This is a genomic window from Streptomyces sp. NRRL B-1347 (genome assembly GCF_000720325.1).
Lineage (GTDB): Bacteria > Actinomycetota > Actinomycetes > Streptomycetales > Streptomycetaceae > Streptomyces.
On record NZ_JOJM01000042.1, the window covers coordinates 1 to 25,390 of the forward strand.

Below are 25,390 nucleotides of genomic sequence, written 5' to 3' on the forward strand. Positions count from 1 at the left end.
GGCCGGGGGCGTGGGGTCCGGTGGTGCGGGGGGCGGGGGTTCGGCGCCGCGTGGCCGGGGCTCGGCGGCGCGGGCCCGGGGTGAGGGTTTGGCGGGCGGCTCGGGGGGCGCGGGTTTGGCGCTCGGCGCGGGGGCGGGGGGCTCGGCGGCCCGGGGCCGGGGCTCGACGCCTCCTGGCCGGGGCTCGGACCGTCCTGGCCTGGGCTCGACGCCCCCTGGCCAGGCCTCGGCGCTTCCTGGCCGGGCTTCGGCGCCTCCCGACCGGGGCTCGGCGCCCGGCGCCGGGGGTTCAGCGCCAGCCGCCCAGGGCCTGTCGCGCGGTGCCGGGGGCTCGCCGCCCGTGGCCGGGGGCGGACCGCTCGGCGCTGGGGGGCTGGCGCCTGCCGCGGGGGGCCTCGTGCCCGCCGCTGGGGGCCTGGTGCCCGCCGCCGAGGGCCGACCGCCCGCTGCCGACGGCGGACCGCCCACAGTTGGGGGCTGGCTGCCCGCCGCCGGGGGCCTGGTGGCCGCTGCCGGGGACCGACCGCCCGCTGCCGGAGGCCGACCGTCGGCCGCCGGAGGCCTGGTGCCCGTCGCCGGAGGGCGCAACTCCCCCGCGGGCACCTCCCGTTGCCCCGGTACTCCGCCCGTGTCGGGTGGCCGCGTGGGCGCGGGCGGCCTCGACGGTGCGGGGGGACGCGCGGAGACGGGCGGGGCGGGCGGGCCGTCCTCGGCGGGGCCCACCCGCGCGCTGCCCGCGGCGTACGCGGTGGCGTCTCTGGGCGGCCGCTCCGGGACGGCTGGGGCGGCCGGGGCGGCCGGAGCCGACCGGCTGCCCCGGGAATCGACCGTGGGCTTCGCCGTGAAGGCGCCTCCTGGTGGCCGGTCCCCGGTCGGCGGGCCCACGTGGTCGTCGCGGTCGGCACGGTCGTCGCGGGATTCGGGTGTGGGCCCCGGCGCCGGGACGGACGGGCCGCCTCCGGCGTCCTGGCCCACCGTCCCCGACGCCGACGCGAACCGGTCGTCCAGGGAATCGGCCGCGGCCGCGGGCCCCGTGTCGTCCTTCGCCTCGTCGTACAACTGCGCCCACCAGTCGGCCTCCTGACCGGTGGGCCTCTCCCCCTGCTGGCTCATGCCCCTATTGTCCACCGCACAGGCCGTACGAAAACGGTGCATCCGGAAATTCCAGCCGGGGGTGGCCAGGGGTGGCGCGGGGTGCCGGGCGGGCCCACCCCCCACGGGAGGACCGCCCGGCGAGGAGGCCACCCTGGCAGACGGGCAGGTGGTGCGGTGATGATGTTCGCGGCGGGTTTACGCCGTGGCCAGTTTCCGCCAGCCACGGAAGAGCAGCAGGAACGCGCCGGAACGATCGGGGAGGGAGCCGCCGCATGCTGGCCGCTATTGGTCTGGACGAGACGCACGAGGCGGCGTACCGCGCGCTGGTGTCGGTCGGGGCGGCCGACGTGCCGGACTTGGCGCGCCGCCTCACGCTCGCCGAGCCGGACACCGAGCGGGCGCTGCGCCGGCTCGAACGGCACGGCCTCGCGGCCCAGGCCTCGGGCCGGGCCGGGCGCTGGGTGGCGGCGCCGCCCGGCGTGGCCCTGGGCGCGCTGCTCACCCAGCGGCGCCACGACCTGGAGCAGGCGGAGCTCGCGGCGACGCTGCTCGCCGAGGAGTACCGGGGCAAGGCGGCCGAGCCCACCGTGCACGACCTGGTCGAGGTGGTGACGGGCGCGGCCGCGGTCTCGCAGCGCTTCCTCCAGCTCCAGCTCGGCGCGAGCCGCGAGGTGTGCGCCCTGGTGACGGGCAGGCCGGTCGCGGTGACCGGCATGGAGAACGACGCGGAGGAGCAGGCGGCGAGCCGGGGCGTCGCCTACCGCGTGGTGGTGGAGCGCGCGGTGCTCGCCGCGCCGACGGGTCTGACGGAGATCGCGGAGGCGATGGGGCGGGCCGAGCGGGTGCGGGTCGTGGACCGCGTACCGACGAAGCTGGTGATCGCGGACGGCTCGCTCGCGATGGTGCCGCTGACGTCGCGGACGGCGGAGCCAGCGGCGCTCGTGGTGCACGCGAGCGGGCTCCTGGAGTCCCTCACCGGCCTGTTCGAGGCGGTGTGGCGGGGCGCCCTGCCGCTGCGGCTCGGCGAGGGCGGCGCGGTGCGCGAGGCCGCGGACGGGCCCGACGGCACGGACCTGGAGGTCCTGTCGCTGCTGCTCGCCGGGATGACGGACGCGAGCGTGGCGAAACAGCTGGACCTCGGCCTGCGCACGGTGCAGCGCCGGGTCAAGCGGCTGATGGAGCTGACGGGCGTGACGACCCGGCTGCAGCTGGGCTGGCACGCGTACGAACGGGGCTGGGTGGCCCGCGAGGCGGGCGCCCCGCGCCCGGCCCGCGGCTAGCCGGCCGGTCCGGGCGCGGGGGCACCGGGACTAACGCGACCTGCGGTTTCGCACCCGCTCCTGCACGCTTGGCAGATGGGAGCGTGGGAGCTCGCACTGGTCGGGGTGGTGATGCTGCTCGGCCTCTGCGGCGTCCTTGTGCCCGGCGTGCCCGGCTCGTGGCTGGTGTGGGCCGGGGTGCTGTGGTGGGCGCTCCAGGACCCGCACGGCCTGGCCTGGGGCGTCCTGGTGGGCGCGACCCTGGTGCTCCTGCTGTCCCGGGCGGTGCGCTGGCAGCTGCCGCCCCGGCGCCTGCGGGAGTCGGGTGCGGGCCACCGTCTGGCCGCGTACGCGGGGGCCGGGGCGCTGCTCGGGTTCTGTCTGCTTCCGGTGCTCGGCGCGGCGCCGGGGTTCGTGGGCGGGATGTATCTGGCGGAGCGGCTGCGGCTCGGCGGGCGCGGCGAGGCCGTGACGGCGGTGCGCTCGGCCCTGCGGGCGGGCGGCTGGAGCGTGTTCGTGGAGTTGTACGCGTGTCTGCTGATCGTGGGCGCGTGGGTGGGCGCGGTGCTCGCCAGGGGGTGACGCGGCGCCGCGCGGCCACCGGGGCACGCTCGGCCGGGTGTCATGGCGCGGCCCACGCACCGGTGCGCGCACGAGGTCCGCGTGCCAGCCTCACCCCATGACCGAATTCAGCGCGGCCGAGCGCGCGTACCTGAAGTCCCAGCGTCTGGGCAGGCTCGCCACCGTCGACCCGAACGGGCAGCCGCAGGCCAACCCCGTCGGCTTCTTCCCGCAGGACGACGGCACGATCCTCATCGGCGGCTACGCGATGGGCACCACCAAGAAGTGGCGCAACCTCCGGGCGAATCCGAAGGTGGCGCTCGTCGTGGACGACATCGTGAGCGAACGGCCGTGGCGGGTGCGGGGCGTGGACGTCCGCGGCCACGCGGAGCTGCTCACCGGGCCGCACGAGCTGGGCCCGCAGCTGAGCAAGGAGCTGATCCGCATCCATCCGCGGCGCATCCACAGCTGGGGCCTGGAGGGGGACGCGGGCTGACGCCGGGCCAGCGGGCCTGCGCCGCGGCGCAGTTGGGGCACGGGCGGCCACGGGGTCGGGCGGTGGCGGCGTTGACACCGGAGAGCGAGCAAGCTTAGGTATGCCTTACCTAACTAGCGAGCCCTCCGGGGCTTCGCTCGGCCCAGAAAGGTGCCCGCACCCATGCGTACGCGTACCCGCGCCCTCCTGCCCCTCGCCCCGCTCATGGCGGCCGCGCTCACCGTCGGCCTCGCGAGTTCGGCGTCCGCCGCCGACGTCACCGCGAAAAGAACCATCACCGACGGGGGCAAGACGTACCACCTCGCCCTGACGGGACCGAACGCGGCGGCGGCCGGCGGCGCCAACGTCACCGTGTCCGGCACCGGTTACAACACCTCGCAGGGCGTCTACGTCGGCCTGTGCGCCGTCGAGGGCGCGCCCGGCGCCAACAAGCCGACCCCGTGCCTCGGCGGCCAGGACCAGTCCGGCACCACCGGCGCCTCGCACTGGGTGTCCAACACCGGCGGCGGCACCGTGCCCAACAGCTCCCGGTTCGGCGCCAACGGCAGCTTCTCGGTGAAGATCCACGTGAAGGCCGACCTCGGCGGCGGCAAAGTGTGCGGCGAGACGGTGGAGTGCGCGATCGTGACGCGCGCCGACCACTTCGACTCCGGTGACCGCAAGTACGACGTGCACATCCCGGTCACCTTCCAGTAGGCGGGCCGCTGCCGCCATGAGACGCCACCTTCCCCTGTCCGCGGCGGCGGCGACCCTCGCCGCGCTCGCGGTGCCCTTCGCGGGGTTCGCACCGGCCGCCGACGGCGCGAACCCCCCGGCGGGCAGGCTCGGTTACCACCGCGCCGCCGACTTCACCACGGCGGGCAAACCCCTCGACGTCCTGATCCACCCCGAGTCCGGCAAGCTCTACGTCGGCTCCGACGACGACGCGGGCACGGCGGACGCCAACGAGATGGGCCTGTACGTCCTGGACCGCGCCGACGGCACCGTGCGCGGCCGCACCGCCAAGGCGCCCGGCTCCACGGGCACGCCCCGTGAGGCGGCCGTGCGCCGCATCGCGGAGCCGCTGCCCGGCGACGGCGTCGTCTTCCACTACCCGCTCAAGGGCCTCGGCACGGCCAGGGGCGGCGACCCGGAGGCGAAGGGCGTCTGGCTGCCCGGCGCCAAGGTGACCGACGTCGGGCCGGGCGTCTCCGCCGGTACGACCCTGGTCGTGCGGGGCGCGGACCTCGCGGAGGTCGACACGGCCACCGGCGCGGCCAGGCGGACGGTGACCCTGGCGGGCGGCGGGCAGTTCGCCGTCGACGCGCGCCGCAAGGCGGTGTGGTCCGCGGACCTCGCGAACCGGCGCCTGTACCGCGTCGACACCGACTCCTTCACGGTGACCAAGACCGTCGAACTCCCCGTCGCCGAGGGGTCGGAGGGGTTCACCGCCGTCGACCCGGACACCGGCGCGGTCTGGGTGGGCCGCCAGGACAAGATCATGGTGTTCGGCGCGGACGGCGCCCCGCGCACCACCCTCACCGGCACCGACCTCGCCCGGGACGTGGCCTTCGACGGCGGCCGCGCGTACGTCGCCTGGCAGGACGTCGGCGACCCGGACGCGCCCGGCTACGACGGGCAGGGCGCCCTGACGGTCCTCGACACCGGCACCCTCAAGCCCGCCGCGAAGCCGGTGCCGCTGCACGGCAACGTCGCCCAACTGGGCGCCGCCGCCGTCGCGGTGGCGCCGGGCGGCGCGGAGGTCTTCGTCACCAGCCCCGCCCAGGGCCGCGTCACCCGGATCGTCCGCGCGACGCCGCCGCGCGTCACCGAGTCGCCGCAGGACGTCACGGCGAAGGACGGCGCCGAGGTGACGCTCAAGGCCCGCGCCGACGGCTCCCCCGAGCCGGTCGCGCGCTGGCAGCGCAGCACGGACGGCGGCCGCTCCTGGCGCGCCGTCGAGGGCGCGACCGGCTCCTCGTACACCTTCACGGCCCGCGCGGCCCAGGACGGCCACCGCTTCCGGGCGGAGTTCAGGAACGACGCGGGCACCGCGCACACGGAGCCCGCGACCCTGACGGTCAAGGGCGCGAAGCCCGGCGACGAGGGGTCCGCCACCGGCCCCGGCGGCCAGAAGCTCACGGTCACACCGGTGCGCGGCCTCGCGCCGCACGACCAGAAGGTGACGGTCACGGGCACCGGTTACGACCGGAAGAAGGGCATCTACGTCGCCCTCTGCGTCGACAACGGCCCCGGAAAGACGCCGACGCCCTGCGTGGGCGGGGCGGCCACCACCGGCGGCGCCAAGTCCTCGGCGTGGATCTCCGACAACCCGCCGCCGCACGGCGGCGACCTCGCCAAGCCCTACGGCGCGAACGGCTCCTTCGAGGTCGGCCTGACCCTCGACGCGAAGGACGCGTACACCGACTGCCTGACGACGCGGTGCGTGCTCGCCACCCGCGCCGACCACACCCGACCGGGCGACCGGTCGCAGGACGTACGGGTGCCGGTGACGTTCGCGAACGGCGGGGACGACGGCGGCGACGGAGATGACACCGGCGGCGACGGAGGCGGTGGCGACGACTCCGGCGACGACGGTTCCGGAGACGACGGCTCGGGCTCCGGGACCACCGGCGGATCGGGCGACGGGTCCGGTGGCGGCTCCGGCGGCGGCTCGGTGGGCGGCGGGTCCGACGCCACCTCCCCCACCGGCGGCAGCCTCGCCTCCACCGGCCTGACGGTGACATCGGCCGCGGCCCTCGCGGCGGCCCTCGTCGCGACGGGCTGGTACGCGCTGCGCCGCGGCCGGCGCACCGGACTCAGCCGGTGACCGACGGCCCTGACGGTTCCGCACGCGCCTGGGCACGCAAGTGCCGCACCGCGTACGACCGCCAGGGCCGCCACGCGTCGTCCACCCGCTCGCCGGGCAGGGCCACGTCCGGATCGCCCAGGGCCCGCATGCGGATGACGGCGGCCGCCGCCGCGTCCACGCCGTCCACGGCGAGCAGCCGCCGCTCGGCGTCGTCGCGGTCGACGCCCGCGTCCAGGCGTACGACGCCCTCGGCGAGCGCGGCCGCGAGCGGCAGCCGGCCGGCCAGGGCGGCGGGCCCGGGGAAGACGTGCGTGAGGGCGCCGCACGGGGACGGCAGCGGAGTGCCGTACTCCGCCACGATCCGGGCGGCGGCCTCCCGGCCCACGGCCGCGCGGATCGCGAACTCCTCGGGGTCCGCCGCGCCCGGCGAGCGCAGGCCCGGCCGGGCGCGCACCAGCGGCGCGAGGCGGGCGTGCGCGCCCAGGCGGTCGTCGACGGCGTACGGGTCGGCGTCCAGGTCGAAGAGGCCGCGGAGCCGCTGCACGGCCGTGGTCAGGTCGCGCAGGTCCGTCAGGTGCAGCCGGGCTTCGAGCCAGCCGCTCTGCCCGGCCTCGCCGCGCCTGCGCGGGTCGCGCTCCTCGACGGCCACGATGCCCGAGGCGTGCGGAAGGCGCAGCGTGCGCCGGTAGGTGCGGGCGCCGCGCTCGCCGCGTACGTCCTCCACACCGGGCAGCGCCTCGTCGGCGAGCAGGTCGAAGGCGGCGACGGCCTGGTAGGGCCCGCGGTAGGCGAGCCGCAGCGGGATGCCCGCGGCGGGCGTGGCCCGGCCGCCGCCCCGCTTGGGCGCGGCGGCGCGCAGGGCCGTGGGCGTCAGCTCGTACACGGCGCGGATGGTGTCGTTGAACTGCCGCACGCTCGCGAAGCCCGCCGCGAACGCGATCTCCGTGACCGGCAGGTCGGTGGTCTGGAGCAGGACGCGCGCGGTGTGCGCGCGCTGCGCCCGGGCGAGCGCGACCGGGCCCGCGCCCACCTCGGCGGTGAGCTGGCGCTGCACCTGCCGGGCGCTGTACCCGAGCCGCACCGCGAGCCCGCCGACGCCCTCGCGGTCCACGACCCCGTCGCCGATCATCCGCATGGCGCGGCCCACGACGTCCGCGCGCACGTTCCACTCCGCGGACCCCGGCACGGCGTCCGGACGGCACCGCCGGCAGGCCCGGAAACCCTGGCTCTGCGCGGCGGCCGCCGTCGGATAGAACTTCACGTTCTGCCGCTTGGGCGTCACGGCGGGACAGCTCGGCCTGCAGTAGATCCCGGTCGTGGACACGGCGAAGAAGAACTCCCCGTCGAACCGGGCATCGCGACTGCGGACGGCTTCATACCTGGTATCGAGATCGTTCACACGTCCAGTGTGAGCGGCCCCGGACAAGCCAGCTAGCGGAATTCGGACACGCAGCTCGCCGCCCCGCTCGCTGTGGGCACAGCCCCGGGCGCCGACCAACAGGACGACCGGGGCCCGCCCCGGGGCAGCCGGGAGGGAACACCCCGGCTGCCCCGAACGGAGGCGCTACCGGAGCCGCCCCCGCTTCGCCTCCATCGCCGCCTTGCCCTCGGCCCCCCGCCGCCGCCACTCCCGCCGCATCTCCGCCCGCACCCGCGCGTCCGTCTTCGCGACGATCCGCTGGTTCTCGCGCAGCAGCTTCCGGTAGCTGTCGAGCCGCCGCTGGTGCAGCGTGCCGTCCTCCAGGGCGGCGAGCACCGCGCAGCCCGGCTCCGCGACGTGCGCGCAGTCCTGGAAGCGGCAGCCGCCTGCCAACTCCTCGATCTCGGCGAAGACCTGCCCGACGCCGCTCCCGGCGTCCCACAGGCCGACGCCGCGCAGCCCCGGCGTGTCGATGAGGACGCCGCCGCCGGGCAGCGGGATGAGGTTGCGGGTGGTGGTGGTGTGCCGTCCCTTGCCGTCGACGTCGCGGACGGCCCGCACGTCCATGACGTCCGCGCCCGCGAGCGCGTTGGCGAGGGTCGACTTGCCCGCGCCCGACTGCCCGAGCAGGACGGAGGTGCCGCCGGAGACGACGGCGGCGAGCACGTCGACGCCGTCCCCGTGCGCGGCGCTGACGGGCAGCACCGGCACGCCGGGCGCGGCGGTCTCCACGTCCTGCACGAGGTGGCCGAGCGACGCGGCGTCGGGCACGAGGTCGGCCTTGGTGAGCACGACGACGGGCTGTGCGCCGGACTCCCAGCCGAGCGCGAGGAACCGCTCGACGCGCCCGAGGTCGAGCTCGGCCGCCAGGGACACGGCGATGACCGCGTGGTCGACGTTGGCGGCGAGGATCTGCCCCTCGGACCGCTTGGACGAGGTGGACCGCACGAACGAGGTGCGCCGCGGCAGATAGTCGCGCACGTACCGCGGGTCGCCGCCGGGCGCGTCCACCACCGCCCAGTCCCCGGTGCAGATGACCCGCAGCGGGTCGTGCGGCGTGACGAAGGTGGTGTCGGCCCGGATGACACCTTCCTCGGTGACGACCAGGTCGCAGCTGCCCCGGTCGACCCGGATCACCCGGCCGGGCAACAGCCCGCGCTCCGCGTACGGGGCGAAGGCGGCCTCCCAGTCCGCGTCCCAGCCGTACGCGGCGAGCGCGTGAGCGCCGACGGCCGGAACGGCGGAAGCAGACGAGGAGGAGAAGTCAGAAGAAGACGAAGACAAGGGGAGAACCCTTCACAAGGGTGGCCCCGGCCCGCGCACGACGACGCGGCGGAAAACGCTGAGAGAGTCAGCCGGAGACCACGGAGGTGGATGTGATGACGAACGTCCGAACGCGGGCAGCACCCATCGCAACGACAGCCATTGGTCACACCTCCACTCACGACTCGACCTGCGGCGGCGACACACGCCGCCGGGGAACGGACAGGACTCTAGACCCGCCCGCCGACGCCACGCCACTGCTTTTCCGCCGGGCCGCCCGCACGTCGTCCCCCGGCCACCCGCCCGCCACCGGCCCGTCCTCCGTCCAAGCCCCCCGGCAGAAATCCAACAACGCCCGGCCCGAAATGATTGAGTGGCCCCGCCCCCGCGCGTTCTGATGGAGGCATGGAGCTCCCTTACCACGAGGACGTGTCCCCCGGTACCGGCGGTCTGCCGCCCCGTGCGTGGTACGCGGGGTCGGACGCCGCCGTGCTCTCGCTGAACGGAAGCTGGCGGTTCCGCCTTTCGCCCGGGGCCGCGGTCGAGGACGAGTCGTTCGCCGCCGACGGGTACGACGCGGCGGCCTGGAGCGAGGTCGTGGTGCCCGGGCACTGGGTGCTGCAGGGCCACGGCGCGCCGGTCTACACGAATCAGATGTATCCGTTCCCCGTGGATCCGCCGCGGGTGCCGACCGAGAATCCGACGGGTGACCACCTGCGCGGCTTCGACCTGCCCGACGGCTGGCCCGCGGGCGGGGACGTGACGCTGCGCTTCGACGGCGTCGAGTCGTGCGCGCGGGTGTGGCTCAACGGCTCGCTCCTGGGCGAGTTCAAGGGGTCGCGCCTGCCCCACGAGTTCGCGGTGGGCGCGCTGCTCAGGCCCCGCGACAACGTGCTCGCGGTGCGGGTGCACCAGTGGTCGTCGGGGTCGTACCTGGAGGACCAGGACCAGTGGTGGCTGCCGGGCGTCTTCCGGGACGTCACGCTGCTGCACCGGCCCGAGGGCGCGGTGCGCGACCACTTCACGCACGCGTCGTACGACCACCGCGACGGGACGGGCACGCTCCGCGTGGAGTCGGACGTGGCCGGCCGCGTGACCGTGCCGGAGCTCGGCATCGACGTCGCCACCGGCGAGAGCGCGACGGTGGCCGTGGAGCCGTGGTCGGCGGAGCGGCCGCGGCTGTACGACGGGGTCCTCGCCACGCCGGGCGAGCGGGTGCCGCTGCGCATCGGCTTCCGTACGGTCGCCCTGACGGACGGTCTGATCACCGTGAACGGGAAGCCCGTCCTGTTCCGCGGCGTGAACCGGCACGAGTTCCACCCGGAGACCGGCCGCGCGGTCGACATCGCCACCATGCGCACCGACGTCCGGCTGATGAAGATGCACAACATCAACGCCGTCCGCACCGCCCACTACCCCCCGCACCCCGCCTTCCTCGACCTGTGCGACGAGCTCGGCCTGTGGGTCATCGACGAGTGCGACCTGGAGACGCACGGCTTCACCATGCGGCAGTGGCGCGGCAATCCGGTCGACGACGACCGCTGGACCCCGGCGCTCCTGGACCGCGCGGCCCGCACCGTCGAACGGGACAAGAACCACCCGTCGGTCGTCATCTGGTCGCTCGGCAACGAGTGCGGCACCGGGCGCGGCCTGACCGCCATGGCCCAGTGGATCCGCGCCCGCGACCCGGGGCGGCTGCTGCACTACGAGGGCGACCCGTCGTGCGCGGACACCGACATGTACTCGCGCATGTACGCCGACCACGCCGAGGTCGAGCGGATCGGCCGCCGCGAGGACGGCGGCCCGCCGGCGCGCGGCGCGCTGCCCTTCATCCTGTGCGAGTACGCGCACGCGATGGGCAACGGCCCGGGCGGTCTGAGCGACTACCAGCGGCTCTTCGAGACGTACGAGCGGCTCCAGGGCGGGTTCGTGTGGGAGTGGGCCGACCACGGCCTGAAGCACCCCACGCTCGGCTACGCCTACGGCGGGGACTTCGGCGAGGAGCTGCACGACGGGAACTTCGTCTGCGACGGCCTGTGCTTCCCCGACCGCAGGCCGTCGCCGGGCCTGACCGAGTACAAGCGGGTGATCCAGCCGGTGCGGTTCGCGTACGACGCGGACACCGGCACGGTCCGGGTGACCAACCTGTACGACTTCGCCGACCTGTCGGAGCTGTCCTTCGAGTGGACGTACCACTCCGACAGCACGGGCGGCACAGGCGCCGCGGGCGGCACCGGCGGCGACGTCCCGTCGGTCTCCGGGCCCCTGGACGTGCCGCCGGACCTCGGGCCGGGCGAGAGCGTCGAGCTGAAGCTGCCCGATCCGCCCGCCACCGCGCGGGACGCCGAGACCTGGCTGCACCTGTCGGCGCTCGTCTGCGAGGAGACCAACTGGGCGGCCCTCGACCACGCGGTGGCGTTCGCCGACTTCCCTGTCACCGCGCGCCCGCCCGTGCCGGTCGCCACGGGTGCGCGGCCGCGCCGCCGCGGCTACGACCTGATGCTCGGGCCCGGCCGCTTCGACGTCCGCACCGGCGACCTGCGCGCCCTCGGCGACATCACGCTGCCGTCCGCGCCGCGCCTCGACGTGTGGCGGGCCCCCACCGACAACGACGACGGCGCGCCGTGGCAGCCCGACACCCGCTACGGCCCGCTGTGGCGCGCGCTCGGCCTGCACCGCATGCACCACAGGCTCGACGGCCTCGACGTGGCCGAGGACGCGCTGACGGTGCGCACCCGCGTGGCGCCCGCCGCCCGTGACCTCGCGCTGCGCACCGTCTACCGCTGGACGTCCGACGGCACGGCCCTGCGCCTGGCCGTGTCGGTGACGCCGGAGGGCGACTGGGAGGCGCCGCTGCCCCGGCTCGGCGTGCGGGTCGGGCTGCCCGCGGCCTACCGGCGCGCGCACTGGTTCGGCAGCGCGGGCGAGGCGTACCCGGACACCCGGGCGGCCGCCCGGATGGGGTGGTGGTCGTCGTGGGTGGAGCAGTTGCAGACGCCGTACCTGCGGCCGCAGGAGAACGGGGCCCGCGCGGACGTGCGCTGGGCGGAGCTGCGCACGGGCTTCGACGGGCCGGGGGTGCGGATCGTGGGCGATCCGGCGTTCTGGTTCACGGCGCGCCCGTGGTCCACCGAGGAGCTGGACGCCGCCACGCACCGCACCGACCTGGTGCCGGGCGACACGCTGTGGGTGCACCTGGACCACGGGCAGCGCGGCATCGGCTCCCAGTCGTGCGGCCCCGGCGTCCTGCCGCAGTACGAACTGCGCGCGGCCTTCGCGGAGTTCGCCCTCACCTTCTCGGTGGCCGAACCGGGCCGGTGAGAGAAGACCGACGGGGACGGCGCGCCCGGCGAGTGCCGGGCGCCGACCCCGTGTGACCCGGGGATATGCCGTCGTGGCCGCCTAGAATGGAGAGGACGACGACTCACGCGCCGCCCTGGGGGGAGGGAGCACCTCGTGTCACAACAGCAGCTGGGCCGCAGCCCGGTGCGCCCCGATCCCCCTCCCCCTCCCCCGGACGCCTCGCGGCCGGGCCGGTTCGTGGGCTGGCTCGGCGGCTTCGGCTGCGCCGCGGCGGCGTACGCCGTGTTCCAGTCCCTGGTAGGCGTGTTGCCGGAGACCCTGTCGGCCGACGCCGCGCGGTACGGCATCGCGGCGGTCAGCGGCGTCGGCACGGGCGTCGCCGCGTGGCTCGCTGCGGCCCTGCTCCGCGCCAGGCCGGAGCAGGGCGCCGCGGGCCCCGGCCCGGTGGCCGCGCCCGCGCGGGCCGCGCTCGCCCCGGCCCCGGGGCCGTTCCCCGCCCTGGCCGCGGCCGCGCACACGGCGCTGCGCGCGGACCTCGCGGTGGTCGACGACCCCGTCCGGGGCCTGCTCACGGGCTGGGCGCACGCCCTCGACGAGCAGACCCGGCCGGTGCTCCCGACCCCGACCGGCACGGCGTACGGCCTGCACGTGCTGCTCGAACTGGGCGTGCAGGACGGCAGGTTGAGCACCTCGGACCTGGTCGACACGCTGTGGCGGCTGCGGCTCCCGGACGGCGGCTGGGCGGCGCGCTCGCAGGGCTCGGTGCCCCGGCCCGAGGTGACGGCGCTCGTGCTCGGCGCGCTCGCGCGGGCGGGCGCGGACCCGGCGCGGCTCGCCGACGAGGCGGCGCGCTGCGCGGCCCGTTTCACCGCGGACCTGGAGCCGTCGGGCCTGGCCCGCACCCATGTGGTGACCACGGTGCTGCGCGGCCTGCTGCGGGCGGCGCCCGACGCGCCCGCCATCGCCCGGCTGCGGGACTCGCTGGTCGACCACACGATCACCGACCCGGCCCGGGAGCACCGCCGCTGCTGGGGCGCGACCCTGGGGCTGCCCGCCGCGCACGCGACGCGGCCCTCGCCCGTGCACACCGCCCTCGCCGTCGTCGCCCTGGACCGCGCGGCCCGCGTCCTCGGCGAGGACGCCAACACGCGGGCGGCGCGCGAGGACGGCATCCGCTGGCTCCTTGCCTGCCCGACGCCCGACCACGACACGTGCGCGGACCTCGTCAACGCCCAGGAGGAGGTGCGCCGCCCGCACCCCGAGGTGGCGTGGCGTCAGGAGGTGCTCTTCGTACGGCACTTCACGGCCGCCTGGATGGTGCGGGCGCTCCTGACGCCCGGCGCCTGGGAGGTCGCCGCCGCCGAGGGGCGCGAGGAGGCGTGGCGGGCGCTCGTCGCGAGCGCCGTCACGGCCGTGCTGCGCGCGGAGCGCGACGGCGTCTGGCACTGGGACGGGCATGACCTGGGCCGTCCGCTGTGGATGACCTATCAGGGCCTTTCGGCGCTGCGCGCCCATGCCGTATGGATGTACCAGCCGGAGGGCTGACCTCCGGCCGCCGCCGGTCCCGGCGGGCGTGGCGGGTGGAGAGAGGCGGAGCGACCGCATGGGTGGACGGCACGTCCTGCGGGCCCGGAAGCTGCTCGACGCGACCCTGACGGGGAGCGACGAGGAGGATCTGGCCCGGGCCGCCCGCGCGGTCGTCGCCGAACTGGGCTCTCCCGGACGGCTCTCGGCCCTGGTGGCGGAGCTGGCGTCCGGGCTCGGGGACCCTTCGGGCTGCGCGCTCCTGTCGTACCGGCACGTCCTGGGCTTCGACAAGCTGCTCCTCGTCGGCACCGGGTCGCGGCACATGCTGCGCGCGCACGTCTGGCACCCGGGGACGCTGCGGGCGGGCCGCGAGGACATCCACAACCACCGCTCCCCGCTGGCGTCGTACGTCGTGCGCGGCCGGCTCGGCATGGAGCTGTACGAGACGGCGGGCGACGGCACGCTGACCGCGGCGCGCTACCGCGAGTCGCTGTCGGCGCGGGTGAACGACTGGCTCCTGGAGCCCGCGGGCCGGGCCCGCCTTCGCCTGACGCAGACCGCCGAGTACGCGGCGGGCAGCGGCTACGCCCTGTCGTCGTACGCGCTGCACCGCGCGTGGTGCGCGTCGCCGGGCCCGACGGTGACGCTCTTCCTGGAGACGGGCGCGAGCAGGCGGCGGTACACGGACGTGTTCACGGGCGGGGACGGGGACCGGGACGCGGGGCGCGCGCAGGCGTACGCGAAGGAGCCGATGGAGGTGGCGGAGTACCTGGCGGAGCTGCGGCTGCTCGCCGAACTGATCGGCGGCGAGGGCGTGTCGGGCGGTCCGGGGCCGGGGCCGGGCTTCGAGAGCCCGGGGGGCGTCAGCGGCGTCGGCGGCTGAGCGCCTGGCGGACGACGTCGAGGTTGTAGTCGTCGATGTCCACCGCGCCGATCTCGTCGGGGGTGAGCCAGCGGTGCTCCTGGTCGCGGTGGGGCAGCGTCACGTCGAGGGTGAGGGGGCGGACGAGGAAGTTGTCCTGCCAGTTCTTCACCTCGCGGCCGCGGTAGTCGCTGACGAAGGAGGACTCGCCGACCTTGCACACGACGTGGCCGAGCAGGCCGGTCTCCTCCTTGAGCTCCCGCAGCACGCCGTCGCGGGGACTCTCGCCCGGTTCGAGCTTTCCGCAGGGCACCCCCCACACGCGCGGCAGGAACCGCTCGGTCTCACTGCGGCGCACGAGCAGCACACGGCCCCGGTGGGCCACGACGGCTGCCGCCAGATGGTTCTCACCCGGGATACCCATGGCTCCACCGTAGCGAGGATTCGGCACCCGGGACAGTCAGGCAGGGGCGGCGCGGGGCGCTCTTCCCAGTGGTGTCCGTTTCCTTCAAGACCGTGTGCGGGCGCCCCGCCTACGCTCCCGGCATGAACAGCGAAAGCAGCACACCCCAGGTCACGCCGCGGCTCGATCTGATCGGCATCGTCACCTCCGACATGGCGGCCTCGCTGGCCTTCTACCGTCGGCTCGGCCTCGTGTTCGCGGCCGGATCCGAGGAGTCGCCGCACGTGGAGACCACCCTGCCGGGCGGTCTGCGGGTGGCCTTCGACACGGAGGACACCATCCGCTCCTTCGTCCCCGGCTGGCGGCCTCCCGCCGACTCCGGGCGGCTCGGGCTCGCCTTCCACTGCGGCACGTCCGCGGGTGTGGACGCGGTGTACGAGGAGCTCGTGGCGGCGGGATACCGGTCGGAGCTCAAGCCGTTCGACGCGCCTTGGGGGCAGCGGTACGCGGTGGTGCTCGACCCGGACGGCAATGGGGCTGATCTGTTTGCCTAGCCTGTGGGCCGTCTGTGGCTGAGCGCGCCCGCGCGGCGGAGCCGCACATCAGCGGAGCCCCGCGTCCCCTTCGGGGCGCAGCAGCGCGCCCAGTGGTCGGCCCGTCAAGTCCTTTACCTCGCGGGACAGGTGGGCCTGGTCCGCGAAGCCCGCGGTGGCTGCCGTCTCGGCCTGGCCGAGGCCTGCGCGGGCCAGTGCGAGTGCGCGTTGGAGGCGCAGTACGCGTGCCAGCGTCTTGGGACCGTAGCCGAAGGCGGGCAGCGCGCGGCGGTGCAGCTGCCGGGCGCCGAGCCCCACGGCGGCGGCCGTCTCGGCGACGCCGCGGCCCGCGTCGAGGTGCGCCACGACGCGGGCGAGCAGCGGGTCGGGCGCCGGGCCCCGGTCCGTGCGCTCGTACGCGACGCGCTCCAGGGCGGTCAGCGGGTCGGCGGCCGCGTCCACGCGCGCGGTCAGGCGGCGGACCTCGGCGCCGCTCCACAGGTCGGCGAGGTCGACGCGCCGGTCGCGCAGTTCGTGCGCGGGGACGCCGAGGACCGCGGGGGCCGTGCCGGGGGCGAAGCGGATGCCGACGTAGCGGCCCGGGGGCGTCGTGGCGCCGGGCACGTGGGCACGCGTGTCCGGGCCCGCGACGAACAGCCTGCCCTCGGTCCACAGCAGGTCCATGCAGCCGTCGGGCAGGACGGCGGAGCCGGCGCCCGAGGGGTCCGCGGCCTTGCTCCACACGACGGCCCCCGGCAGCACCGGGGACGGCCGCTCGGCGTACCCGGCGGCCGGCTCGCCCCGCTCCCCTGCGGCCATGGTGCCCAGGCTACGCCGCGCCCGTGCGGTGCTCCTGCGGGCTGACGCCGTACACCCGCTTGAAGGCGCTGGAGAGCGCGAACGCGCTGCCGTAGCCGACCTTGCGGGCGATGGCGGCGATCGTCTGCTCGCTGTCGCGCAGCAGGTCCGCGGCGAGCGCGAGCCGCCAGCCCGTCAGATACGTCATCGGGGGCTCCCCCACGAGCTCGGTGAACCGGCGGGCGAGCGCGGCCCGGGACACGCCCGCCTTCGCGGCGAGCGCGGCCACCGTCCAGGCGTGCGCGGGGTCGTCCTGGAGGAGTCGCAGGACCGGCCCGACCACCGGGTCGGCCAGCGCCCGGTACCAGGCGGGGGCCGCCGCCTCCGGGCGGGAGAACCACGCGCGGAGGGCCGCGATGAGCAGCAGGTCGAGCAGGCGGTCGAGGACGACCTCCTGGCCCGGCTCGTCCTTGCCGATCTCCTCGGCGAGGAACGGCGTGAGCGGGCAGTCCCACACCTCGGTGGGCAGCACGAGCAGCGGCGGCAGCGCGTCCAGGAGCCGCGCGGTGATCTCGCCCTGCATCTGGTACGTGCCGATCAGCATCTGGACCGGGCCTCCGGGCTGCCCCCACTCGCGCATCCCGAAGCGCGCGTAGTGGCCGTCCGGCGCGCCGTTCAGGGGCACGCAGGCCTGGCCGGGCCGGATCTCCGCGAACGGCCGGGTGTCCCGCTCGCCCGTGACGAGGTAGTGGTCGGGGCCGCGCGCGACGGCCACGTCACCGGGGCGGATCAGCTGGGCCGGGGCCGGGCCTTCGGGGACGATCCAGGCGTCGCCCCGCACCATGATCATGACCGAGACCGGTGCCTCGTCCGCGATGCGCACGGCCCACGGCGGCTCGAAGCACGCCCTGATCATGAAGGCCCCCCGTGCGCGCGGGCCCTCCAGCAAGCCTGCGAGTACGTCCATGGGGGCAGCGTAGACGCACGCGCATGAGGGTGAGTTCCTGACGGATGGTCGTGCGGCGCGGGCGGCAGTTGACTGGGGGCATGACGACGAACTCGCAGCACACGACGGACGAACCGACCACCGGCGCCGCCCTGACGGTCCTCGTGACCGGGGCCACCGGGCGCACCGGCGGCAGGGTCGCGCGGGCCGCCCGCGAGGCGGGGCACGCCGTGCGGGCCGCGTCCCGCTCCGGCGAGGTCCGCTTCGACTGGAACGAACGCTCCACTTGGGACGAGGCGTTGCGCGGCGCCGACGCGGCGTACCTCGCCTACCTCCCGGACGTCGGCGCGCCCGGCGCCGCGGACACCGTGGGCGGGCTCGCCCGGCGGGCCGCGGAGCTGGGCGTGCGGCACCTCGTCCTGCTCTCCGCGCGCGGCGAGCACCAGGCCCACGCCACGGAGCGTGCGCTCGCGGACTCCGGGGTCGCCCGGTGGACGGTCGTACGCGCCAGCTGGTTCGCGCAGAACTTCAGCGAGGGCCCGCTCGTCGACGGCCTGCGGGCCGGGGAGCTCGTCTTCTCCGCGGGGGAGGTCCTCGAACCGTTCATCGACGTACGGGACATCGCGGACGTGGTGGTCGCGGTGCTCGCCGCCGGGGAGCGGTACGCCGGGCGGATCATCGAGGTGAGCGGGGCGCGGCTGCTCTCCTTCCGGGACGCGGTGGCGGAGATATCGGCCGCGAGCGGACGCCCGCTCGTTTATGTGCCGGTGGGAGCGCGGGAATACGGTGCCGCGCTCGCCGACTTCGGCGTTCCGGAAGGCGAAGTGGAATTCCTGGTCGAGCTTTTCGAGACGAATCTGGACGGGCGCAACGCGCACGTTTCGGATGGCGTGCGGGAGGTTCTCGGGCGGGCGCCGCGGGAATTCACGGCGTTCGTGCGCGAGACGGCGGGAGCGGGCGTCTGGAAGGCGTGACCTCCCGGAACCGGAGCGGGCGTCAGGGGTCCGGGGAGTCGTCCCGTTTGGCGTGGTGGGCGCGGAGGCGGCCCGAGACGTCGTCCGGGGGCAGGAAGCGGGACCAGCGCTCGGGGAACTCCGATGGCATGTCGGGGTCGTCGGGGTCGTCGTCGGCCCGTGCCGCCGCGGCCCGGGCGATGAGCTCGGCCGCCTTGGCCTCCTTGACCCGGTCCTGCGCGGCGCGCGCCGCGGCCGTCTGGAGCGACGGCCAGACGCGGTCGATCGCCGCGTTGACGGCGGCGCCGACGAGGACGGCGAAGGCGGACACGCCGATCCACAGCAGGACGGCGACGGGCGCGGCGAGGGAGCCGTAGATGGTGGGCCCCTCCACCGTGCTCGTCAGGTAGATGCGCAGCAGGAAGCTGCCGAGGACCCACATGCCGAGGGCGATGAGCGCGCCCGGCATGTCCTCCACCCACGGCGAGCGCACCGGAACGGACACGTGGTAGAGCGTGGTGAGGAAGACGACGGAGAGCAGGGTCACCACGGGCCAGTAGAGGATCTGCACGACCGTCGTCGAGCCCGGGACCAGTTTCACCACCGCGTCCGGGCCCGCCACCATCAGCGGCAGCGCCACCGAGCCGATGACGAGGGCGACCAGGAAGAGCCCGAAGGCGAGCAGCCGGGTCTTGACGATGCCGCGGGCGCCGTCGAGCCCGTACATGACGGTGATGGTGTCGATGAAGACGTTGACGGCACGGGAGCCGGACCACAGGGCGAAGAGGAACCCTATGGAGACGACGTCCGGGCGGCCGACCTTCATGACGTCTTCGAGGATCGGCTGGGCGATCTCGCGCACGCCCTTCTCGGACAGGATCGTGCGGGCCGCTTCCAGGATGTTGTTCTCGACGCTCTCGATGGTGTGGGCGCCGGTCCAGCGGTCCACGTAGGCGAGGAGCCCGATGAGGCTGAGGAGCAGCGGCGGGACGGAAAGGAGCGTGAAGAACGCCGCTTCCGCCGCGAGCCCCAGGATGCGGTACTCGATGCAGGAGTTGACGGTGTCCTTCAGCAGCAGCCAGGCGGTCCTGCGCTTGGAGACGTTGCGGTAAAGAGCGCGGGCCCGGTTCCAGCGGCCCGGTGGCCGCCCGGGTGTTTCTTTTGCCTGGTGCACCTCCTTACCGTAGCGGCATGGCAGCCACCACCCACACAGTGACCAACCAGGCTCCGCCCCTGGTGGGATACGACGTCTTCACGTGCGACCGGGCTCTGGCCGAGGGCGTCGAACGTCATCTCGACCCGTCGCTCCTCGGCGACGCCCGCGCGGAGCTCTCGTTGCTCGGCCGCACCGCGGGCTCCGCGCAGGCGCAGGAGTGGGGGGCGCTCGCCAATGAGAATCCGCCCGTTCTGCACACGCACGACCGTTATGGGAACCGTGTCGACGAAGTCGCCTTCCACCCGGCGTGGCACCGGCTCCTCGGCAAGGCCGTCGCGGCGGGTCTGACCTCCGCGTGGAGCAGGCCGGGCGGGCACGTGCGGCGCGCCGCCGGGTTCCTGGTGTGGACGCAGGCCGAGGCCGGGCACGGGTGCCCGGTGTCGATGACGCACGCGGCGGTGCCGGCGCTGCGCACCGACCCGGCGCTCGCCGCCGAGTGGGAGCCGCTCCTGACGTCGACCGTGTACGACGAGGGGCTGCGGCCCGCCGCGCAGAAGGCGGGCGCGATCTTCGGCATGGGAATGACGGAGAAGCAGGGCGGCAGCGACGTGCGTGCGAATACGACGCGGGCCACCGCGCTTTCCGAGGAGGGCACGTACGAACTCGTCGGGCACAAGTGGTTCTGTTCCGCTCCCATGTCCGACGGATTCCTGGTGCTCGCGCAAGCGGAGGCCGGGCTCACGTGTTTTCTCGTGCCCCGGGTCCTGGCCGACGGTTCGCGGAACGCCTTCGCCATTCAGCGGTTGAAGAACAAACTCGGAAACCGCTCCAACGCCTCCAGCGAGGTCGAGTTCGACGGCACGTGGGCGCGGCGGGTCGGGGACGAGGGGCGCGGGGTGCGCACCATCATCGAGATGGTGGCGGCGACCCGGCTCGACTGCGTGATCGGCTCGGCGGCGCTGATGCGCCAGGCCGTCGCGCAGGCCGTGCACCACGCCACGTACCGGGAGGCGTTCGGCGGCAGGCTCGTCGACAAGCCGCTCATGCGCAACGTGCTCGCGGACCTGGCCCTGGAGTCGGAGGCGGCGACGACGCTCGCGCTGCGCCTCGCCGCCGCGTACGACGACGGGAGCGAGCGCGAGCAGGCGTTCCTGCGGCTCGCGGTGCCCGCGGCCAAGTACTGGGTGACCAAGCGGTGCACCCCGGTCGCCGCGGAGGCCCTCGAGTGCCTGGGCGGCAACGGCTACGTGGAGGACTCGGGCATGCCGCGGCTGCTGCGCGAGTCGCCGCTGAACTCGATCTGGGAGGGCTCGGGGAACGTCCAGGCCCTCGACGTGCTGCGGGCGCTCCAGCGGGAGCCGCTGGCCCTGAACGCGTTCCTGGAGGAGGTGGGCGCGGCCCGCGGCGCCGACCACCGCCTGGACGCGGCGATCAAGGACCTGCTCACGGAGCTCGCCGACCTGGAGGGCGTGGAGGCACGGGCGCGGCGGCTCGTCGAGCGGATGGCGCTCGTGCTCCAGGGCTCGCTGCTCGTGCGCCACGCGCCGTCGGCCGTGGCGGACGCGTTCTGCGCCTCACGGCTCGGCGGGGACTGGGGCGCGGCGTTCGGCACGCTGCCGCACAGCCTGGATCTGCGGGCGGTCGTGGACCGGGCGGCCGTAGACCTCTGACCGACGGGGACCGGACCCCTTCGCGGGGCGCGGGGGCGCTCGGCACGGGCTGCCGCGCGGTCCTGTCACGGGGGTGGTGCTGCGCCGACACGGCACCACCCCCGGTCTTCAGGTCCCCGTCGGGACGGGCGCCGCACGAGGCGGCGTGCTGCCAAGTTTTGGACACCGCACGACTGTTCGCCAGAGTTGCAGGGGGTTGCAACTCCGGCCTTCAACAACACGCCCGAAGCATGTCCTTCGGCATGCCCCAGCGGGCACGATGAGTACGTGTCCCCTCTGTGGGCCTGCTCGGAGAGCGGGAGGAAACCGGTGATGAACACGCACGCGACGTTCGACCTGGAACGGCTCGCCGCCGCGAACGCCAGCCAGGCCACGCGGGTGCTCCTGGAGATGCGGGACGCCCGGATCGCGGGGCAGCGCGCCAGGTTCGGGCCGCGGCCCGTCATAGGCGCCTCGTGGGACCGGATGCTGGCGAACGGCGTCGACCCCGAACGGGACCACCGCTCGGGCGTGTTGAGCACGGACGAGGTGGAGCGGCGGCGGCAGACCTCGCCCCTGAAGGCCGTCCTGCCGGTGCTGCGCGAGGGACTCCTCTCCGTGGCGGACGTGGCGCAGCACATCATGGTGATCGCGGACGCCGACGGGCGGCTGCTGTGGCGCGAGGGCAACAAGTCGGTGCTCAAGATGGCGGACGGGCACGGCTTCGACGTCGGCGCCGACTGGCGCGAGACCGTGGTCGGCACGAACGGCGTGGGCACGTCGATCGTCACCCGGCGGCCCGTCCAGGTCTTCGCCGCCGAGCACTTCGTGCGCTCGCACCACCCGTGGACGTGCACGGGCGCGCCCATCACCGACCCGCGCGACGGGCGGCTGATCGGCGTCGTCGACATCAGCGGCCCGCTCGACACCATGCACCCGGCGACCCTGGCCCTGGTCGGCTCGGTCGCCAAGCTCGCCGAGGCCCGGCTGCGCGAGGGGCATCTGACGGCCCTCGACCGGCTGCGCTCGGTGGCGGCGCCGCTCCTCGCCCGCCTCGACGGGCGCGCCGTGGCGGTGGACACGCACGGCTGGACCGCGGCGGTCACCGGCATGCCGCCGGTGGACCGGATCACACTGCCCAAGTCCCTCGCGGACGGCCGGGCGTGGCTGCCGTCGCTCGGCCGGTGCGCGGTGGCGCCGCTGCCCGGCGGCTGGCTGCTCCGCGTGGAGGACGACGAGGCCGCCGTGGCCGCCACCTCGGCCACCACCCGGGTGGTGGTGGACGTCAGCGGGGCGCACCGCTGGTCGGTCACCGTCACCGGCAGCGCGGGCTGCTGGACGCACGAACTGTCGCCGCGCCACGCCGAGTTGCTCTACCTGCTCGGCACGCAGCGGGCGGGGCGCAGCGCGGCGGGGCTCGCCGCCGACCTGTTCGGCGATCCGGGCCGCACGGTGACGGTCCGGGCCGAGCTGTCCCGGGTCCGGCGCTATCTGGGCGGCCTCGTCGCGCACCGCCCGTACCGCTTCCACGAGGAGGCGGACGTCGATCTGGTGCTGCCCGCCGACGCGGCGCGGCTGCTGCCGCACTCCATGGCGCCCGCGGTGATACGGGCCCGGGCGGGCGCGGTGCCCTGACGCCGCGGGCGGGCCGACAGTCGCACCCCCGTCGTGGTGACACGAGTCATGCGGGGTCGGGCGGCCCTCCGCGCGGCCCCTCGTAGCGGCCCCCGCGCGGCCCCTCGTGGCGGCCCGGGACCGCCCCGTGATTCCCTGGCCGCCATGAGCATCACTGTCACCACCTGGTCCCTGGAGCAGACCGCTCCCACCGATCTGCGGCCCGCCGCCGAGCCCGCCGGCGACGTGCGGATCGTGCGGGCCGAGGTGCCCTCGCCCGAATTCAGCCGGTTCCTCTACTGCGCCGTCGGCGGCGACATCAAGTGGATCGACCGCCTCGCGCTCGGCTACGAGCAGTGGCGGGAGCATCTGACGCGACCGGGCGTCGAGACGTGGGTCGCGTACGAGAAGGGCACGCCCGCCGGGTACGTGGAGCTCGACGCGCAGGACGACGGGGTCGTGGAGATCGTCTACTTCGGTCTGATCCCGGCCTTCCGGGGCCGCCGCATCGGCGGCCACCTCCTGTCCTACGGCACGGCCCGGGCCTGGGACCTGGCCGACCGCTGGCCGGACCGGACGCCCACGAAGCGGGTGTGGCTGCACACGTGCAGCCTCGACGGCGAGCACGCCATGGACAACTACACGCGGCGCGGCTTCAAGCTCTTCAAGACGGAGACCTCCGAGGAGCCCGAGCAGCCAACCCCGGGCCCCTGGCCGGGCGCCCACACCTCCGAATGACCAATATGTGAGACAACTTCATCCGAGATGTGGACAGTGGTGGACGGTGCGGAAAGGCGCATGCCACGCTTTCGCCATGTCTCGAGCTGGAATCGCCTTGGTGAGTCGACGTCACGTCGACCTCGTTCGCGTGTCCAGCGCCATGTGTCCGGCGAGCTGAGAGACCCAGCACCGCCGCTTTCCCTGTACTGACCCCTCCCCGCGCACCGCCGCGCCTTTTGCGCGAGTACGCAGGTCAGAGCCGCTCTCAGTCTGCTGTGAAGGACGTACCCATGGCCACCGACACGGATCGATCCACGCCTGCCGCCCCCCGCCGCAAGGCGGGCCGCCACCGCGGCGAGGGCCAGTGGGCCGCCGGTCACTTCACGCCGCTGAACGGCAACGAGCAGTTCAAGAAGGACGACGACGGTCTCAATGTGCGGACACGCATTGAGACGATCTACTCCAAGCGCGGCTTCGACTCCATCGACCCGAACGACCTGCGCGGCCGGATGCGCTGGTGGGGCCTCTACACCCAGCGCAAGCCCGGGATCGACGGCGGCAAGACCGCGATCCTGGAGCCCGAGGAGCTGGACGACGAGTACTTCATGCTGCGGGTGCGGATCGACGGCGGCCGGCTCACCACCGAGCAGCTGCGCGTCATCGGCGAGATCTCGCAGGAGTTCGCGCGCGGCACCGCCGACATCACCGACCGGCAGAACATCCAGTACCACTGGATCCGCATCGAGGACATGCCGGAGATCTGGCGCCGCCTGGAGGGCGTGGGCCTGTCCACGACCGAGGCCTGCGGCGACACCCCGCGCGTCATCCTGGGCTCGCCCGTCGCCGGGATCGCCGAGGACGAGATCATCGACGGCACGCCCGCGATCGACGAGATCCACCGCCGCATCGTCGGCAACCCGGCGTTCTCGAACCTGCCGCGCAAGTTCAAGTCAGCGATCTCCGGCTCGCCGCTCCTCGACGTGGCGCACGAGATCAACGACATCGCGTTCGTGGGCGTGCGCCACCCCGAGCACGGGCCCGGCTTCGACCTGTGGGTCGGCGGCGGTCTGTCCACCAACCCCAAGATCGGCCAGCGGCTCGGCGCCTGGGTGCCCCTCGACGAGGTGGCGGACGTCTACGAGGGCGTCATCTCGATCTTCCGCGACTACGGCTACCGCCGGCTGCGCACCCGCGCCCGGCTGAAGTTCCTGCTCGCCGACTGGGGCGTGGAGAAGTTCCGCCGGGTCCTGGAGGACGAGTACCTGCTGCGCAAGCTCGTCGACGGGCCCGCGCCCGAGCAGCCCGTCCAGCGCTGGCGCGACCACGTGGGCGTGCACCGGCAGCAGGACGGCAACTACTACGTGGGCTTCGCCCCGCGCGTCGGCCGCGTCGACGGCACCACGCTCACGAAGATCGCCGACCTCGCCGCCGGGCACGGCTCGGGCCGCCTGCGGACCACCGCCGAGCAGAAGATGCTGGTCCTCGACGTGGCCGAGGACCAGGTCGCGTCCCTGGTGGCGGGCCTTGAGTCGCTCGACCTGACGGTGCGCCCCTCCGCCTTCCGGCGCGGCACCATGGCCTGCACCGGCATCGAGTTCTGCAAGCTCGCCATCGTCGAGACGAAGGCGCGCGGCGCCTCGCTCATCGACGAACTGGAGCGCCGCGTACCGGACTTCGACGAGCCGATCACCATCAACATCAACGGCTGCCCGAACGCCTGCGCCCGCATCCAGGTCGCCGACATCGGCCTCAAGGGCCAGCTCGTCCTCGACGAGAACGGCGACCAGGTCGAGGGCTTCCAGGTGCACCTGGGCGGCGCGCTCGGCCTGGAGGCCGGGTTCGGCCGCAAGGTGCGCGGCCTGAAGGTGACGTCCGCCGAGCTGCCCGACTACGTGGAGCGGGTGCTCAAGCGCTTCCAGGCCGAGCGCGCGCACGGCGAGCGGTTCGCCGTCTGGGCCGCGCGGGCGTCCGAGGAAGCGCTGTCGTGAGCGCGGCGAGCACAACGAGCCGGCACGGCACGGGCGGAGCGGCCGAAACGCGT

At 74.8% G+C, this 25,390-nt stretch carries 22 protein-coding genes; 16 read left to right on the forward strand and 6 right to left on the reverse strand.

The genetic code is table 11. From position 1 onward, the window contains the following. Window positions 1–628: 628 nt before the first annotated feature. From IG74_RS52270 to IG74_RS0129465, 6 genes are all read left to right on the forward strand, one after another. The gene (locus IG74_RS52270; RefSeq protein WP_158857823.1) at window positions 629–1,084 is read left to right on the forward strand and encodes a hypothetical protein; all 456 of its coding nucleotides are present in this window, start codon (window positions 629–631) and stop codon (window positions 1,082–1,084) included. A gap of 283 nt (window positions 1,085–1,367) precedes the next feature. Continuing rightward, window positions 1,368–2,375, forward strand: coding sequence for a helix-turn-helix transcriptional regulator (locus IG74_RS0129445; RefSeq protein ID WP_030683559.1), 1,008 nt, complete (start codon window positions 1,368–1,370; stop codon window positions 2,373–2,375). A 75-nt stretch (window positions 2,376–2,450) separates the two neighbouring features. Further along, complete coding sequence (locus IG74_RS0129450) at window positions 2,451–2,936, forward strand: DUF456 domain-containing protein (RefSeq protein WP_030683561.1); 486 nt, start codon at window positions 2,451–2,453, stop codon at window positions 2,934–2,936. A gap of 97 nt (window positions 2,937–3,033) precedes the next feature. Continuing rightward, window positions 3,034–3,411 carry a PPOX class F420-dependent oxidoreductase gene (locus tag IG74_RS0129455; RefSeq protein WP_030683562.1) on the forward strand — a complete coding sequence of 126 codons (378 nt, stop codon included), beginning with the start codon at window positions 3,034–3,036 and terminating at the stop codon, window positions 3,409–3,411. A 162-nt stretch (window positions 3,412–3,573) separates the two neighbouring features. Continuing rightward, window positions 3,574–4,107, forward strand: a complete 534-nt coding sequence (locus tag IG74_RS0129460; RefSeq protein ID WP_030683564.1) for a hypothetical protein — start codon at window positions 3,574–3,576, stop codon at window positions 4,105–4,107. Between the two features lie 16 nt (window positions 4,108–4,123). Next, the gene (locus tag IG74_RS0129465) at window positions 4,124–6,220 is read left to right on the forward strand and encodes a hypothetical protein (protein WP_037826224.1); all 2,097 of its coding nucleotides are present in this window, start codon (window positions 4,124–4,126) and stop codon (window positions 6,218–6,220) included. On the opposite strand, the gene IG74_RS0129470 is transcribed toward IG74_RS0129465, so the two are convergent. Beyond that, window positions 6,210–7,601 (reverse strand): bifunctional transcriptional activator/DNA repair enzyme AdaA, encoded by a 1,392-nt coding sequence (locus IG74_RS0129470; protein ID WP_030683569.1) that lies wholly within the window; start codon window positions 7,599–7,601, stop codon window positions 6,210–6,212. The two genes, IG74_RS0129465 and IG74_RS0129470, sit on opposite strands and share 11 nt — an antisense overlap. A 165-nt stretch (window positions 7,602–7,766) precedes the next feature. Then, window positions 7,767–8,906 (reverse strand): ribosome small subunit-dependent GTPase A, encoded by a 1,140-nt coding sequence (gene rsgA / locus IG74_RS0129475; RefSeq protein ID WP_030683572.1) that lies wholly within the window; start codon window positions 8,904–8,906, stop codon window positions 7,767–7,769. 384 nt (window positions 8,907–9,290) lie between these two features. On the opposite strand from rsgA, the gene IG74_RS0129480 reads away from it, so the two are divergent. The 3 genes from IG74_RS0129480 to IG74_RS0129490 all read left to right on the forward strand — a co-directional run bounded on the left by IG74_RS0129480 (window position 9,291) and on the right by IG74_RS0129490 (window position 14,598). Continuing rightward, entirely contained in the window at window positions 9,291–12,206 is a 2,916-nt protein-coding gene (locus IG74_RS0129480; protein ID WP_030683574.1) for a glycoside hydrolase family 2 TIM barrel-domain containing protein, read from the forward strand. Window positions 12,207–12,341: 135 nt separating this feature from the next. Next, entirely contained in the window at window positions 12,342–13,733 is a 1,392-nt protein-coding gene (locus IG74_RS53580; RefSeq protein WP_030683576.1) for a hypothetical protein, read from the forward strand. A gap of 58 nt (window positions 13,734–13,791) precedes the next feature. Next, a complete protein-coding gene (locus IG74_RS0129490) occupies window positions 13,792–14,598 on the forward strand; it encodes a hypothetical protein (RefSeq protein ID WP_107059050.1) in 807 nt (268 codons plus the stop codon). Here the strand turns inward: IG74_RS0129490 and IG74_RS0129495 are convergent. Then, window positions 14,579–15,001, reverse strand: a complete 423-nt coding sequence (locus IG74_RS0129495) for an NUDIX hydrolase (RefSeq protein ID WP_030683580.1) — start codon at window positions 14,999–15,001, stop codon at window positions 14,579–14,581. The two genes, IG74_RS0129490 and IG74_RS0129495, sit on opposite strands and share 20 nt — an antisense overlap. Window positions 15,002–15,123: 122 nt before the next feature. Here IG74_RS0129495 and IG74_RS0129500 point away from each other — a divergent pair, with 122 nt between their 5' ends. Then, on the forward strand, window positions 15,124–15,534 hold the full coding sequence (locus IG74_RS0129500; protein ID WP_030683581.1) for a VOC family protein: 411 nt from the start codon (window positions 15,124–15,126) through the stop codon (window positions 15,532–15,534). A gap of 48 nt (window positions 15,535–15,582) precedes the next feature. Here IG74_RS0129500 and IG74_RS0129505 read toward each other — a convergent pair whose 3' ends face one another. Next, on the reverse strand, window positions 15,583–16,332 hold the full coding sequence (locus IG74_RS0129505; RefSeq protein ID WP_030683585.1) for a DUF6597 domain-containing transcriptional factor: 750 nt from the start codon (window positions 16,330–16,332) through the stop codon (window positions 15,583–15,585). Between the two features lie 10 nt (window positions 16,333–16,342). Beyond that, a complete protein-coding gene (locus IG74_RS0129510; RefSeq protein ID WP_030683589.1) occupies window positions 16,343–17,278 on the reverse strand; it encodes an AraC family transcriptional regulator in 936 nt (311 codons plus the stop codon). An 80-nt stretch (window positions 17,279–17,358) separates the two neighbouring features. Between IG74_RS0129510 and IG74_RS0129515 the strand changes: the two genes are divergently transcribed. After that, window positions 17,359–18,231 (forward strand): NmrA family NAD(P)-binding protein, encoded by an 873-nt coding sequence (locus IG74_RS0129515; protein ID WP_051855615.1) that lies wholly within the window; start codon window positions 17,359–17,361, stop codon window positions 18,229–18,231. A 22-nt stretch (window positions 18,232–18,253) separates the two neighbouring features. Here the strand turns inward: IG74_RS0129515 and IG74_RS0129520 are convergent, their stop codons facing one another. Then, window positions 18,254–19,384 (reverse strand): YihY/virulence factor BrkB family protein, encoded by a 1,131-nt coding sequence (locus IG74_RS0129520; protein ID WP_030683593.1) that lies wholly within the window; start codon window positions 19,382–19,384, stop codon window positions 18,254–18,256. 17 nt (window positions 19,385–19,401) lie between these two features. Here IG74_RS0129520 and IG74_RS0129525 point away from each other — a divergent pair, with 17 nt between their 5' ends. The 5 genes from IG74_RS0129525 to IG74_RS0129540 all read left to right on the forward strand — a co-directional run bounded on the left by IG74_RS0129525 (window position 19,402) and on the right by IG74_RS0129540 (window position 25,337). After that, entirely contained in the window at window positions 19,402–21,036 is a 1,635-nt protein-coding gene (locus IG74_RS0129525) for an acyl-CoA dehydrogenase family protein (protein ID WP_030683594.1), read from the forward strand. A 312-nt stretch (window positions 21,037–21,348) separates the two neighbouring features. Then, a complete protein-coding gene (locus IG74_RS0129530) occupies window positions 21,349–22,650 on the forward strand; it encodes a GAF domain-containing protein (protein WP_030683595.1) in 1,302 nt (433 codons plus the stop codon). A 144-nt stretch (window positions 22,651–22,794) separates the two neighbouring features. Further along, window positions 22,795–23,367, forward strand: a complete 573-nt coding sequence (locus IG74_RS0129535; RefSeq protein WP_030683597.1) for a GNAT family N-acetyltransferase — start codon at window positions 22,795–22,797, stop codon at window positions 23,365–23,367. Between the two features lie 76 nt (window positions 23,368–23,443). Beyond that, window positions 23,444–23,527 carry a putative leader peptide gene (locus tag IG74_RS54445; protein ID WP_318783855.1) on the forward strand — a complete coding sequence of 28 codons (84 nt, stop codon included), beginning with the start codon at window positions 23,444–23,446 and terminating at the stop codon, window positions 23,525–23,527. 112 nt (window positions 23,528–23,639) lie between these two features. Next, on the forward strand, window positions 23,640–25,337 hold the full coding sequence (locus IG74_RS0129540; protein WP_030683599.1) for a nitrite/sulfite reductase: 1,698 nt from the start codon (window positions 23,640–23,642) through the stop codon (window positions 25,335–25,337). Window positions 25,338–25,390 lie beyond the last annotated feature (53 nt).